At 53.7% G+C, this 13,692-nt stretch carries 14 protein-coding genes; 7 read left to right on the top strand and 7 right to left on the bottom strand.

From position 1 onward, the window contains the following. Positions 1-42 precede the first annotated feature (42 nt). The 3 genes from SIB68_RS06040 (at position 43) to SIB68_RS06030 (ending at position 2,954) form a co-directional block, all read left to right on the top strand. The gene (locus SIB68_RS06040) at positions 43-1,056 is read left to right on the top strand and encodes an ABC transporter ATP-binding protein (protein ID WP_063400099.1); all 1,014 of its coding nucleotides are present in this window, start codon (positions 43-45) and stop codon (positions 1,054-1,056) included. Between the two features lie 76 nt (positions 1,057-1,132). Next, positions 1,133-1,987: an ABC transporter permease gene (locus SIB68_RS06035; protein WP_063400303.1), complete on the top strand. Its 855-nt coding sequence runs from the start codon at positions 1,133-1,135 to the stop codon at positions 1,985-1,987. A 274-nt stretch (positions 1,988-2,261) separates the two neighbouring features. Further along, positions 2,262-2,954, top strand: coding sequence for an N-acetylmannosamine-6-phosphate 2-epimerase (locus SIB68_RS06030; RefSeq protein WP_063400101.1), 693 nt, complete (start codon positions 2,262-2,264; stop codon positions 2,952-2,954). 131 nt (positions 2,955-3,085) lie between these two features. On the opposite strand, the gene groL is transcribed toward SIB68_RS06030, so the two are convergent. Further along, on the bottom strand, positions 3,086-4,768 hold the full coding sequence (gene groL, locus SIB68_RS06025; RefSeq protein ID WP_063400102.1) for a chaperonin GroEL: 1,683 nt from the start codon (positions 4,766-4,768) through the stop codon (positions 3,086-3,088). Positions 4,769-4,897: 129 nt separating this feature from the next. Here groL and SIB68_RS06020 point away from each other — a divergent pair, with 129 nt between their 5' ends. Continuing rightward, positions 4,898-5,074 (top strand): hypothetical protein, encoded by a 177-nt coding sequence (locus SIB68_RS06020; RefSeq protein ID WP_155724925.1) that lies wholly within the window; start codon positions 4,898-4,900, stop codon positions 5,072-5,074. Positions 5,075-5,097: 23 nt separating this feature from the next. Here SIB68_RS06020 and fabG read toward each other — a convergent pair whose 3' ends face one another. Genes fabG through SIB68_RS06005 form a run of 3 tightly spaced genes read right to left on the bottom strand, consistent with a single transcriptional unit; the run spans position 5,098 to position 7,813 of the window. Continuing rightward, complete coding sequence (gene fabG / locus SIB68_RS06015) at positions 5,098-5,850, bottom strand: 3-oxoacyl-[acyl-carrier-protein] reductase (protein WP_063400103.1); 753 nt, start codon at positions 5,848-5,850, stop codon at positions 5,098-5,100. Between the two features lie 47 nt (positions 5,851-5,897). Further along, complete coding sequence (locus SIB68_RS06010; RefSeq protein ID WP_063400104.1) at positions 5,898-6,977, bottom strand: potassium channel family protein; 1,080 nt, start codon at positions 6,975-6,977, stop codon at positions 5,898-5,900. Continuing rightward, positions 6,974-7,813, bottom strand: coding sequence for a glycosyltransferase family 9 protein (locus SIB68_RS06005; protein WP_063400105.1), 840 nt, complete (start codon positions 7,811-7,813; stop codon positions 6,974-6,976). The genes SIB68_RS06010 and SIB68_RS06005 overlap by 4 nt, the downstream gene beginning before the upstream one ends. Before the next feature lie 73 nt (positions 7,814-7,886). Here SIB68_RS06005 and ispD point away from each other — a divergent pair, with 73 nt between their 5' ends. Together ispD and SIB68_RS05995 are read left to right on the top strand one after the other, a co-directional pair. Continuing rightward, on the top strand, positions 7,887-8,579 hold the full coding sequence (gene ispD / locus SIB68_RS06000; protein WP_063400304.1) for a 2-C-methyl-D-erythritol 4-phosphate cytidylyltransferase: 693 nt from the start codon (positions 7,887-7,889) through the stop codon (positions 8,577-8,579). 3 nt (positions 8,580-8,582) lie between these two features. After that, positions 8,583-9,167 (top strand): hypothetical protein, encoded by a 585-nt coding sequence (locus SIB68_RS05995; protein WP_155724926.1) that lies wholly within the window; start codon positions 8,583-8,585, stop codon positions 9,165-9,167. 51 nt (positions 9,168-9,218) lie between these two features. On the opposite strand, the gene SIB68_RS05990 is transcribed toward SIB68_RS05995, so the two are convergent. Further along, on the bottom strand, positions 9,219-10,118 hold the full coding sequence (locus tag SIB68_RS05990) for a S66 peptidase family protein (RefSeq protein WP_063400107.1): 900 nt from the start codon (positions 10,116-10,118) through the stop codon (positions 9,219-9,221). Between the two features lie 3 nt (positions 10,119-10,121). Next, entirely contained in the window at positions 10,122-11,015 is an 894-nt protein-coding gene (locus tag SIB68_RS05985) for a 4-hydroxybenzoate polyprenyltransferase (protein WP_063400305.1), read from the bottom strand. 53 nt (positions 11,016-11,068) lie between these two features. Here SIB68_RS05985 and SIB68_RS05980 point away from each other — a divergent pair, with 53 nt between their 5' ends. Further along, complete coding sequence (locus tag SIB68_RS05980; protein ID WP_081215495.1) at positions 11,069-12,769, top strand: Ppx/GppA phosphatase family protein; 1,701 nt, start codon at positions 11,069-11,071, stop codon at positions 12,767-12,769. Between the two features lie 195 nt (positions 12,770-12,964). Here SIB68_RS05980 and SIB68_RS05975 read toward each other — a convergent pair whose 3' ends face one another. After that, complete coding sequence (locus SIB68_RS05975; protein WP_063400109.1) at positions 12,965-13,675, bottom strand: helix-turn-helix domain-containing protein; 711 nt, start codon at positions 13,673-13,675, stop codon at positions 12,965-12,967. Positions 13,676-13,692: the final 17 nt, after the last annotated feature.

Genomic DNA, 13,692 nt, shown 5'->3' with positions numbered 1-13,692 from the left:
GAGCTGCCTAGATTTTTAAGACTTGTACTACGTTCCCTCTTGATGCCGATGATTGAACTGAAGCAGCTTGAGAAGTCCTATGGAACGGTTCAAGCCCTAAAAGGTCTCAGCCTCAAGGTGCCTCGGGGATGTCTTTATGGTTTGCTTGGTCCAAATGGTGCAGGCAAAACAACCACTCTCAGGATTCTTTGCACCCTTCTGGCTCCTGATTCAGGCACGGTCAGCGTGGCTGGCCTCGATGCTTTAAGTGATCCTCGTGCTGTGCGGTTCGAATTGGGCTATGTGGCACAAGAGGTTGCTATCGACAAGATCCTCACAGGTCGGGAGTTGTTGCAGTTGCAGGGGGATTTGTATCACTTGCGCTCTAGCGATAGGGATGGACGCATTGCTGAATTGATTGATTGCCTTGGCATGCAGGATTGGATTGATCGACGTTGCGGCACCTATTCGGGCGGGATGCGTCGCCGGATAGACCTGGCCTCAGGTTTGTTGCATCAACCACAGTTGGTGGTGTTGGATGAGCCCACCGTTGGTTTGGACATCGAGAGTCGTTCAGCGATTTGGCAATTGTTGCGTGAGTTGAGGGCCCAAGGCACCACCGTGCTCCTTAGTAGTCATTACCTTGAGGAGGTTGAGGCCCTTGCTGATCGGATGGCGATCATTGATGACGGGCGAGTGATCGCAGAGGGCACTCCTGATCAGCTCAAGCAGCAACTTGGAGGTGATCGGGTGACTCTGCGCGTGAAGGAATTCAGCGATGATCGTGAGGCTGAGCAGGTCAGGCAGCTTCTCCAAGGTGTGGATGGTGTGCGCCAGGTGGTGGTCAATCGGGCACAGGGTTTTTCCCTCAACCTTGTTGTAGAGAATGAAGAGGTTGTGCCTCGTTTGCGTGAGCAACTGGATGGGGCTCAGTTGCCTGTCTTTGCCCTCGCTCATAGTCGCCCGAGTTTGGATGATGTTTATTTGCAGGCCACTGGCCGAACCCTGATGGACGCTGAGTTAGCTGTAGCTGGTCAACGAGACTCAAAGCTGGAGCGCAAAAAAGCGATGCGTTGATCCCTTTCGTTCGTTTTATTGAGTTGGATCTGCTTTGATCCGCCCTTTTCTCATTCGTTCTGTTGACAGTCACTCCATGACTAGCCCTGTTGCCGCTGTTACTACCCGTGCTGCAGAGCAGGGGCCATTGGCTGATCTTGTGCAGGAAACTTTGGCCCTCACTCGCAGACTTTTCTTGCAGCTGTTGCGACGCCCTTCGACCTTGATTGCTGGCATCCTTCAGCCCTTGATCTGGTTGGTGTTGTTTGGTGCTTTGTTCTCTAATGCTCCGGATGGTTTGTTGCCAGGAGGCATGAGCTACGGGAGGTTCTTAGGGGCTGGTGTGATTGTGTTCACCGCGTTCAGTGGTGCACTCAATGCTGGATTGCCAGTGATGTTTGATCGTGAATTTGGGTTTTTAAACCGTCTTCTGGTGGCTCCGCTGCGCAGTCGCAGCTCGATCGTGCTTGCTTCTGTGATCTACATCACATCTCTAAGTCTTCTTCAGAGCCTGGCGATCATGGCAACGGCTGCCTTGCTGGGTTACGGCTGGCCAGGTGTTTCGGGACTGGTCTTGGTGTTGTTCACCTTGTTGCTGCTGGTTTTTGCCTTCACTGCCTTGAGTCTTGGCCTGGCTTTTGCTCTGCCAGGTCACATTGAATTGATTGCGGTGATCTTTGTGGCCAATTTGCCTTTGTTGTTTGCGAGCACGGCTCTGGCGCCGCTTTCTTTTATGCCTGATTGGCTTGGCTGGCTTGCGGCCCTAAATCCTCTTACTTTTGCGATTGAGCCCATACGAGCTGCCTATGCCGGTCCGCTTGATCTTGGTGCCGTTCTGCTTGATGCTCCTTACGGGACTGTGAGTGGTTATGGATGTTTGACCGTGTTGATGGTGGTCACCGTTGGCTTGTTCCTGATGATTCGCCCTTTGTTGAACCGCAAACTCGCCTGATTTAGTGCACCACTCCACTGCTTGCCATGCTTGACGTCCAGCAGGTGTATCGCTATTGCGTCACGACATTACTTAGCCTTTTGCAGATGCAATGGTTATTTGAATTTCAGAACTGTTTAGAGGTTTTCGTTCAAGGGCAGGAGCCTCTGTCGGAGCAAGCCCCGACGGTCCTGAACTCTTTGTCAGTACTACCTTCGCCTGCTTTTGCTCTAAACCATTTGCCGCATCATTGCTCGCTAATCACGAATGAAGAGCTGGCGAAGGCATCCTGAGCATGTCTTTTCCTGCTTTTGAAACTCTCAGACGGGGGTTAATTGTCTCGGTTCAGGCGCCAGAGGGTTCACCTATGCGTCATTCTCAGGTAATTGCGGCCATGGCTGAAGCCAGTCTTTGCAAGGGCGCGGTTGGGGTGCGTTTGGAAAGTCCGGAACACATTGGTGCCGTTCGACGCCGTTGTCCGGATGCCTTGATTATTGGGCTTTGGAAGCGTTCCTTCTCTGATAGTGCTGTCTACATCACGCCAGGATGGGAGGAGGTTCAGGCTGTCTGGTCGGCGGGAGCAGATATCGTGGCTCTCGATGCTACGCAGCGTCATCGGCCAGGGGGGATCACTCTTGAGCAGCTTGTGAGTCGGGTTCGGGAAGATTTAGGAGCCCCTCTGATGGCAGATGTCGATACGATCGAGAATGGTTTACGTGCAGCAGAGCTTGGCTGCAGCCTGGTGGGCACCACTCTTTATGGCTATACCGAAGTGACTGCTGTTAAGCGGCCTCCAGGTTTGTGTTTGTTGGGGCCGTTGCGGCAGCAACTTGATTCAGATGTCAAGCTCATCTGCGAAGGTGGGCTTGATTCTCCTCAGATAGCACTAGAAGCACTTTCTTCAGGTGCAGACATGGTGGTAGTCGGTACGGCGATTACTGGTGTCGACCTGCAGGTGGAAAACTATTGCCGAACATTGGCGGCTTAACTTCCAAAGCTTTTTGGCATCAACCGAATTGTGGGACGTGACTTGTCCAGGCACAGCCACAACGCATGAGACTTTTCCATGCGTTGTGGCGGCGTTCTTTTTCTAGCCCTAGGGAAAGCTTTGGGGCCGTACTACATCATGCCTGGCATTCCCATGCCACCCATGCCACCCATGCCACCCATGCCACCCATGCCACCCATGCCACCCATCGGGTCTCCACCGCCATCGCCGGCGGGAGCAGGAGGCTCGGGTTTGTCTGCAATCACGAGCTCTGTGGTCACCATCATCGAAGCGATTGAGACTGCGTCCTGAAGTGCCAGGCGAACCACCTTGGCGGCATCGAGAATGCCTGCTTCCAAAAGGTCTTCGTAGGTGCTGGAGATGGCGTTAAAGCCCTTGTTAAGGCGTTGCATCTCAGAGATCACTACATCACCATTCTCGCCAGCATTGATGGCAATCTGGCGTGCAGGTGCTGAGAGTGCTCGCTGCACAATTTCGACGCCGGTGCGTTGATCGCCGTTGAGCTGTTCGGCCAGTTTGCTCAGCCCTTTGCTTAAGTGCAGGAGCGTGGTGCCACCACCGGCCACAATCCCCTCTTCAACTGCAGCACGGGTGGCGTTGAGCGCATCCTCAATACGCAGCTTGCGGTTTTTGAGTTCCGTTTCGGTAGGGGCCCCAACCTTGATGACGGCTACACCACCGGCCAGCTTGGCAATGCGTTCATTGAGTTTCTCGCGGTCGTATTCGGAGTCAGTTTCATCTAATTCTCTTTTGATAGAGGCCACGCGAGCGTTAACGGCATCGCGGTTCTCATCCTTGGCGACAATGGTTGTGTTGTCTTTGCTGATTGTGATTCGTCGGACCTGCCCTAGATCGTCTTGGCTGACTTTCTCAAGGGTCATGGCGCGGTCTTCACTAATGACAGTTCCCCCAGTTAGAACTGCGATGTCGGCCAGGGCAGCTTTGCGGCGATCTCCGAAGGATGGTGCACGAACAGCTGCTACCTGCAAGACACCTCGGTTTTTGTTGACGACCAGGGTGGCAAGGGCCTCACCCTCTACCTCCTCCGCAATGATGACTAGAGGGGAGCCACTTTTCTGCAGGCTTTCCAAGATGGGCACAAGATCGGAAACTGAACTGATCTTGCGGTCTGTTAGCAACAGCAGGGCATTCTCAAATTCGCAGATCTGACGGTCTGCATCGGTAACAAAGTAAGGGGAGCTGTAACCGCGGTCGAAGGCCATGCCTTCAGTGACTTCTAGCTCGGTGGCGAGAGATTTGGATTCCTCAACGGTGATCACACCATCGGCGCTTACTTTGTCCATGGCTTCAGACACCATCCGGCCCACTTCCTGGTCTCCCCCTGAGCTAACGGTGGCGACCTGATGGATGGCATTACCTCCAACAGCTTGACTGAGCTGGGCAAGCTCTTCTACCAATTGGGCCACGGCCTTTTCCATGCCACGCCGCAGTTCGATTGGACTCGCGCCAGCGGCCACATTGCGTAAGCCTTCATGCACCATCGCTTGGGCAAGCACGGTGGCGGTTGTGGTGCCATCCCCTGCCTTGTCTTTTGTCTTGGATGCAACCTGTTGAATCAGCTTGGCACCAAGGTTTTCAAATGGATCGTCAAGTTCGATCTCTTTGGCGATGGTGACGCCGTCATTAACGATGTCTGGGGCGCCAAATTTTTTCTCAAGCACCACGTTGCGGCCTCGGGGGCCGATGGTGACGCGCACGGCATCGGCTAGGGAATTAACACCGCGCTCAAGCGCACTGCGGGAGTCATCCGAAAAACTGAGGAGTTTGGCCATGGTCTGCTGGTACCCGCTCGTCAATGTCCCATAGGACGTTCACTGCGGGCGAGGGGGCATAAGTGGGGAAAGCCGAATCCTTGCTGTTATGGGTGTGCTTGCAGGGGATTGGCTGGGTATGGTCCAGCTATGAATGACACTGGGGCGCTGTTTTTTGTGATCATGGCCGGCCTGGCCGGAATCATGGCTTTGGTGTATGTGCCCTTGCGTCTCTTCCTGACAGCCACTGCCAGGAGCAGACGGTTAAGACTTCTTCAGCGCATCCGGCGCTTGCGAGATGAACTGGGACAGACGCTGGAATCCTGAACGTCTGATCCAGCAGTAGCTTCTCAGCCCATCAGCATGCCGCCATCAACTTGTAGCACTTGTCCAGTGATGTAAGACGCTGCAGGGTCGGCTGCCAAGAAGCGCACAGCTCCAGCTACTTGCTCTGGGGTGCCAAAGGATCCCAAGGGGATAGCGGCAAGAATCGGTTCTGAATCCAACTCTTTTGTCATGTCTGTTGTGATGAAACCTGGGGCTACTGCATTGACAGTGATTCCCCGGCTGGCAACTTCCTTGGCTGTACTTTTCGTGAGGCCCACCACTCCTGCTTTAGCTGCTGCGTAATTGGCTTGGCCTGCATTGCCCATCAGGCCCACCACGGAGGTGATATTGATAATTCTGCCGCTTTTTTGCTTAAGCATCGTGCGAGCAACAGCCCGAGTGCATAGAAACACACCTGTGAGGTTGAGATTGACGACGGCTTGCCAGTCTTCTGTTTTCATTCGCATCAACAGGCCATCGCGAGTTATGCCTGCATTGTTGATCAAAATATCCAGGCTGCTGCTGCGTTCAAGCACGGTTTTGATCAGTTGGTCTACGGCATCTTCTTCTGCCACATTGGCTTTGATGGCATAGGCAGAGCCACCGTTGCTGGTGATCGCTTGAACAACTTCTTCTGCTGCATCAGCTGAGCTTGAGTAGTTCACGACTACTTCTGCGCCTGCCTCTGCGAGGGCAAGGGCTACAGCACGACCGATCCCGCGACTGGCTCCTGTGATCAGGGCGGTTTGGCCAGTTAGGGGAGGAGAAGAGGTCATGGCGTGATTCGTTCTCGCAGGATCGTACGGACCCATTGCAGTTCTTCTCAACTAGCCATCCTTTCGATGGTGTCCAATGCTTCGCCGAGTAATTCACGTAAGCGGATGAGTTGAGCTTTGCTGCCTAGGACGACAAGTAACTGACCTGGGGCCAGTTCGACTTCGCTACTGGGGTTGGCCATCAGGGAAGAGCCGTCTCGGATGGCCAGCACCATTGCGCCACTGCGTCGGCCCAGTTGAAGTTTTGCCAGGCTGCGGCGGCTCAGTTTGTTGAACTTGAGTGGGTCTTGGCTGAGTTGGAATTCTTCGATTTCATAATCCGATCCAGCCAACAGATCCATGAAGTCCACAGCTAGGGGGCGCAGCGCTGTGGCAGCCATGGTGCGGCCTGCGGCGACATAGGGGCTCACCACCACGCTGGCACCTGCCAGTTTCAGCTTGACGGCAGCTTCTTCACTATCGGCCCGTGAGATCAGTCGACAGTGGGGTTGCATGCTTTTGGCACTTAAGACCACATAGAGGTTTGCTGCATTGCTGGGTAAAGCAGCTACCAGGCTGCGGCAATGGTCTAAGCCAGCTTCAAGCAACGTCTCATCCAAGGTGGCATCAGCTTGTAAAACGTTTAGGCCTTGTTCTTCTGCTGCTTGTTTGTTGGCTGGATCTATTTCCACGACAAGCACTGGGACCTGCTCGAGTTGCAGTTTTGAGGCGATTTCTTGGCCGATGCGGCCGTAACCGCAGACGATGACGTGATCACGCATACGCCGCAAGACCCTGCGAAACCTCAGCTCCCGCAGCTGGCGGAAGTAGCCGGATTCTGTCAGCCGTAGTGCCCGTTGAATCGTGAGCTGAACCACGACTACCCCCCCGGCAATGATCAGCACAGTGACCAGTCGCCCAGCTTGCGAGAGCGGCTCCACCTCCCCATAACCAATGGTGCTGATGGTGATGAGCACCATCCAGAGACAATCTCCCCAGTCCCATCCTTCGGTGAGGCGATAGCCCAAGGCTCCTACCAAGATCACCACGGCTAGGGCCAGGATTGGCCCTAGCCAGGGTTTGGTGAGCACTCGCAACGGCAGGCTTGCAAGCGGACCTCGCTTGAATGGGTACCACCAACTTTTCATTGGAAGCCCAGTGCGTTGAGAACCTCCTGCTGGTTGATTGAGCTGATGTCTGCATGACTGGCCCCCAGGCAACGGATTTCATCTCGTTTAGGTAAGGCGTCGGCTGGAGTGCCTAGGGCAACTAAGGGAACGCCTCTATAAACGGCAAGCAGTTGGGTGATTGGACAGCTGCTGAGTACGACATCAGCGCAGGCCACTTCGGCAGCGCGATGGATTAGGGGTGCTTTTAAAGGCAGCGTGATGCTTCTGAGATTGGGTAATTTGCCTTTGATTGCATTTGGAAGGGTTAACCATTGCTGAGTTGGCCAGTCTCCATCGTTGCCATTTGGAGCCAGCAGTAGGAGGGGGCCCTCTCCAGTGGGGTGTTGATCACGAACCTTCTGAAGGCTGTCGTCTGGAAGGAACAGCCGGAAGCTGTCGGCGTCAAGAGTGAGGCCAATCGCTTGGAGGTAGCAGTCCAATTGTTGGGCAGGCCAACCTTTGCTGGGTTCAACGAGGGCTGTGCGTGCAAAGCCTTGTTCCGCAATCCTGATGGGGATGTGGCTCATTGAGAGCATCAAATTCACTTGTTGCCCTTGGGCGAAGTTGAAGCAAACTTGAAAATCGCCTTCTCTTACAGATCCGAGCAGATTGGTCCAGTCGGCGAGGGATGGGCTGGAGTCAAAGGCGATTGGGATTACCTTTTCTATCGCTGGCAACAGACTCCACAAAGCTTGATGGGTGGGATCGCAGGCCAGCTGCAGTTGGCCTTGCAGCTGGTTGGCTGCGGCTGCTAGGGCTGGAAGCCTCTGAAGCTGTTGGATTAAAGGACCCGGACTGAGGGCGAGAACACGCATCGATCCAGAGGCAGAGGCGTTGCGAGCTGATTGTATGGAGGAGGTTTCAGCCTGCTTGCGGCAGGAGGCGCATATGCATCTGTTGATTGTCGCTGCAGGAAGCGGAAGCCGTATGGGAGCGGATCGCAACAAATTGCTTTTGCCTCTGGCAGGACGCCCTGTTCTTGCTTGGACGATTGATGCGGTGATGGAAGCTGATTCGATCACTTGGGTTGGCATTGTTGGCCAACCTGTGGACCGAGCAATGATCATGGAGTTGTTGGCTGAGGCAGCCAAACCCGTTGTTTGGATTGAGGGGGGCAGCACAAGGCAGGAATCCGTAGAGCGTGGATTACAGGCGTTGCCTTCAGTTGCGCAGCATGTTCTTATTCATGATGGGGCTAGATGTTTAGCTGAAGCGGCTTTGATCAATCGCTGCGCTGAGGCGGTGGTGGCTGGCGAAGCTGTGATTGCGGCAACTCCGGTTACCGACACGATCAAGCGCGTTGATGGTCAAGGGATCATTACGGGCACACCAGATCGTGCGGAACTTTGGGCGGCTCAGACTCCGCAGGGCTTTGCTGTGGAGCAGCTCAAGCAAGGTCATGCTGAGGCTCAGGCCAAGGGTTGGACAGTGACTGACGATGCCTCGCTTTATGAACGCCTGGGATGGCCGGTGCAGGTGTTGGAGGCCAGCCCTGCCAACATCAAGGTAACTACACCGTTTGACCTCACGGTGGCTGAAGCAGTGCTTGCGCTTAGGGCAAAAAGGCAGATAGGTCTCTAGAAAGTGAGCTATAAATTAGAAGCAGTGAAGCATGAGAAATTGCTCAAGGAACTGACCCCTATTTCTCTTCTTATAAGTGGAATATTTTTTCCAGCAGGCACTTTAAGTAATGATGTCTTGATGAGTTGCTCTAATTCAAGCAATGTCCCTCATCACTATTCCTCTTCTTACTCCTCAAGAAAGCCTGAACGGAGACTTATAATTAATGTGAAACAGAGGGAAGTAACAGATGTTTCTAGTAATCGTCTGCTGCGAGTTCCGGCACCTTACAAGGTGGTCAAAATTACTCCAGCTTTAATTGAATTCAAGGATTCTAATGATGCAGAAGTCGCCTATCGGATAGATAGATATAATTTGAGTTATATTGAATCAAGGAAAGATTATGAGCATAAATGCAAGGATATTTGTCTCGACAGGAGTTATCAAGGCGACCAAATGTCCAAGGACATCTTGGATCTATATTTAGATATCAAGGTTCAAAGTCCCGGTGCATATTGTAAATCTTGCGCAATAAGGGGCCAGTTAGTAACTGGGAAATGCAAAATCCTTCGAGAGGGGCAGACCTTAATGGCGGTCCCTAGGATTTGAGTCTCAGAGAAGTCGTCTATATTTTGAAATTGAGCATCGAAATACTTAGAATCAGTGCAGAATCATTAGTCGGCCATGATTGCCGTCAAGTTGGGCTTGTCGTCCAAGTGGTAAGGCAGCATTGCCGCAGCAATGACCAACTGGGAGTTTGCCGACGACAGGAATTCCGAGGTCAACACTGCGTTCTTGGAGGACTTCCTCAAGCTGGAAGGTTTGATCCCCAGGCATCTGTTCAGGTGCTTCACAGCCCTCAAAGCTGCCGAATCCGAGGCCGGCCAGTCTTTGTAGTAGGCCTGTGAGGCGCCAGTGGGTCAGCATGCGGTCGATGCGATAGGGCGCTTCCTCAACATCTTCCAGGATCAAGATTGCACCCTTGAGATCGGGCACATGGCTGCTGCCTAGCAAATGGGAGGCCACAGTGAGATTGGCGACCACCAAGGGCCCGCTAGCTACTCCACCCATCCAGGGCTGCCCTTCAAGGTCTGGGATGTGTTTGCCGAAGAGAAGATCATGCAGCCGGGCTTGGCTCCAGGCTGGTTCCTTGGCAAGTGTGGTGAGCAAGGGGCCATGCACGCAGCCGTCGAACCCGGCCGCCAAGCGTGCCCAGAGCAGGGCGGTGACATCTGAAAACCCCATTAGCCAGCCTGGTTTCCAGGTTTGGTTGTGTTCCAGTAAACGTGCAGCTCCCCAGCCGCCACGAGCACAAGCCAGCAGAGCAGCAGGGGACTCAGGATTTAGATCGCGCTGGCGGCTGGCATCTTTGCCCGCTAGGTAGCCCCAGCGGCGTTCACTCACTTGCTGAGGTCGGCAGACTAATCCCCACTCTTCAAGGACTTTGAGGCCTTCGAGCAGTGATTGTTCATCCTCCAGCGCTGAACTCGCAGCCACTGTGACCACCTCGTCGCCACGTTGAAGCGCTGGTGTGAGCAGGTCAGATCGGAGCTGCACCATAATTCAGCTGATGCGCCCCAGGATTAAGCCGAGCAGCAACATTGCGCCGAGCAGAACTTGATGTTGAAAGTGCTGCCCGTAGGTTGTCATTGGTTGATTGGAACCTCGCAGGGTCCACGTTTCTTTTTGCATGCCGATGCTGGCGATGAGCCAGAAGGGCCAAAAGGCCCAGCCCACTCCTGCGCTCATTGCTGCACTAGCTAAAAAGGTGCAGGCCAGTGCATAACTAAACGCGACAGTTTTAAGTGCATGGCTCCCCAAGCTCAATGCACTGCTTTTTAAGGCCAGGTTGGCGTCGTCACGACGATCCGCCATGGCGTAAACCGTGTCAAAGCCGAACGTCCACATCAGAGTGGCCAACCAGCAGCCCAGCAGTGGCCAGCCCCCGTTGAGATTGGCCTGGCTTGCTGCCCAGGGGATCAGTACGGCAAACCCCCAGCAGAGGGCAAGCACAGCTTGTGGATAGGCAAACCAGCGCTTGGCGGAGGGGTAGATCAGGATCGGTGGCAAGGCCAGGATGGCTAGAGCAAGGCATAGGCCCCGGTTTGGCGTTGGCAGGGAGACCACGACCAAAAGACTGAGCAGCAACAAAAAAATCAATAAGCCCACAGCAGTGGAAATTCGAATGCTGCCCCGCGCTAGTGGCCGTTCCCTCGTGCGCTCCACCTGGCGATCAATGCGTCGATCCCAGAGATCATTGGCAATGCAACCGGCGCCGCTCACCATCAGACCTCCAACGACGATCAGACTCACAAGCCCTGCGAAAGGAGGTGCATCCGGAGTGAGCCAAAGGCTCCAACCTGCTGGCACGAGAAGGATGAGCCGACCACTTGGCTTGTGCCATCGCAGCAGCTCTAGCCATTGCCTTAAGCCATTGGAGACGGATCTGCTGGTCACGGGTTTCTGGGTTTGAAGAACCCTAGGGAGGGATCTCCAGGCATCGTTGGCTGATGGCAAAGTGGTCTCGTTCCAGGCTCCTGTACTTCATGCCAGGTGTCGAGCCATTGCCTTTCGGTGTGGTTGATGTCGAGCAGGAGGAGGCCAGGTACGCCAGTGCTGGTCAGCTCCTTTCTGAGCGAGAGCTCCGCAACGTTGCCGCGATTGACATTGGAACCAATTCCACCCATCTCTTGGTGGCGTCGGTTGATCCTTCCCTGCACACCTTCAGCGTTGATCTTGCAGAGAAATCAACCACAAGACTGGGTGAGCGAGACCCTGATTCTGGAGAGCTCACGGGTCCTGCTATGGAGCGGGTATTTGAAACACTCAAACGTTTTAAGGAGCTAGCCGCCAGCCATCAGGTGGAGCAGGTGGTTGCGTCGGCGACTAGCGCAGTACGTGAAGCTTCAAATGGGCGGGATTTTTTGCAACGGATTCAGGATCAGCTCGGCCTTGAGGTGGATCTGTTGAGCGGTGCTGAGGAAGCACGACTGATTTATTTGGGTGTTTTGTCTGGCATGCCTTTTGGGGAGTGTCCCCATCTTTTGTGCGATATCGGTGGCGGTTCCACAGAGCTCATCCTCGCGGATGGTCGCGATGCTCGGGCCCTGACAAGCACGCGGGTTGGTGCGGTGAGGCTACAGAGGGATTTTGTCAAGCATGAACCAATCCCCCCTCAGCGGCGTTCCTTTTTGCAGACATTTATTCAGGGTTCTTTAGAGCCAGCTGTTGATAAGGTCTGCCGTCGCATCAAGCCTGGGGAGATCCCTGTGATGGTTGCCACTAGTGGAACCGCCATGGCCATCGGTGCTTTGTTGGCTAGCGAAGACGATCGCCCCCCGTTGAGATTGCATGGCTATCGATTCTCACGGCAGCGGCTTGATGGCCTGGTTGAGAAGCTGATAGCGATGACGCCTGAGCAGCGTCGCATCCAGACGCCGATTAATGATCGCCGTTCCGAAATCATCGTTCCGGGTGCGCTGATTCTTCAAACCGCCATGCAGATGCTCGCTGCTGATGAGCTGGTGCTGAGTGAAAGGGCTCTGAGGGAGGGTTTGATCGTTGACTGGATGCTGCGACATGGCCTGCTGGAGGATCGCTTTAGTTTTCAGAGCAGTATTCGTCAGCGCACCGTGATTCATCAGGTGCAGCGTTTTGCAGTGAATCACCGCCGTGCAGAGCGTGTAGCCAGACATGCACTCAGCCTTTACGACCACACACATGGTGTTCTTCATCACGATGATGGAGGTGGTCGGGATCTGCTTTGGGCATCGGCAATGTTGCATGCCTGTGGTCAGCACATCAATCTCAGTGCTTATCACAAGCATTCCTGGTATCTCATTCGTCATGGCGAGTTGCTCGGCTATTCGGAAGCGGAGCATTTGATGGTTGCGGCTATTGCGCGCTATCACCGCCGCAGTCTTCCCAAGAAGCGTCATCTGGAATGGCAGGCTTTAGCCACCCGGGAGCATCGTCGTCTCGTTGCCGAGATGGCTTTGTTGCTGCGATTAGCAGCAGCCATTGATCGCCGTCCTGAGCCAGTGGTGGCTGCAATCAGAGTGGAGTCCGCTGATGATGATCAGGTTGTCTTTGAACTAGTGCCGGAAGGATTGAATCAGAACCTCAGCCTTGAACAATGGAGCTTGAAGAGCTGTGCTTCGGTTGTGAAAGAAGCAAGCGGCGTAACCATGAAAGTTGTCGTTGAGGAATGAACTTAGTTCAGTATTAGATTGTTGTTGTTGGTTAATTGATGCCAGCGGATCTTTCTGATTGTGCCCAGAGCAGTAGGCGGTTTTCGATTATGAGTTACATGAATCAGATGAGGATGCCCTGTATAGATTTCTAGGTCTTCCTCTAGTGGATAGATAAGCGGCTCGCAAAGGGTGCCTTCAAAAATAATCTCAGCTTCACTTTTGGGGGTTGGGGTTGGTGCCTGGCTGTGCTTTTTGCTGTTCAGTTGAAGCTGGTTGATTATTATTATTTGGTTTTTTTAGCCCTGATGGAGATGTTGATGGCAAATTTTTGGTAGGTGTTGCATCTGCAGGCTGAGAGGTTAGCTTGGTGTCCTTAGGCTCATCTTTTACATTATTTGAACGAGTTGAAGATCCAAAGATCATGCCTTCGGCAGTGTTGTTGACTGAAATGATTGCGTTGTTGATGCTTCTTTGGATGCGGGTAAAGGTGTTGGGGTTGCTGAAATAGGTGATGGCTAGTCCGGCTGCAGTTAATCCAATCAATCCTCCCAAAAAGGCCAATGCAGGTATCACTTTTAGGTTTGGACGAGGCGCTTTGCTCTTTGATTGGCGTAGGGCTTCGGAGCTTGATGGAATGATGACCTGAATTTGCTGCACAAGGGCAGTCGCATCGAGGTTGAGTCGCTCGGCGACCCGGCGCACCATGGCTCTAATAAAAACCGGCTCAGGTAGTAGGTCTTTGTTTCCATTCTCCAGGGCTATTAGTTGTTCTTTGCCTATTCGAAGACTTCCTGCGATTTCTGCTATTGACAACCCCCGTTTTTCGCGGGCTTCTCTAAGCAACGCGCCAACTTGAATCAATGGTGTGGAGATTTGCTCTGAGTGGGATTGGTCACTCAAGAAGTCCTGAGGGTGCTCCGGCATTAAGGAAGAGGAGTGTT

It is taken from the genome of Prochlorococcus sp. MIT 1323, from assembly GCF_047304905.1.
Lineage (GTDB): Bacteria > Cyanobacteriota > Cyanobacteriia > PCC-6307 > Cyanobiaceae > Prochlorococcus > Prochlorococcus marinus_D.
Note: the sequence above shows the minus strand (reverse complement) of the source record. Positions and strands in the feature narration are given on the sequence as shown.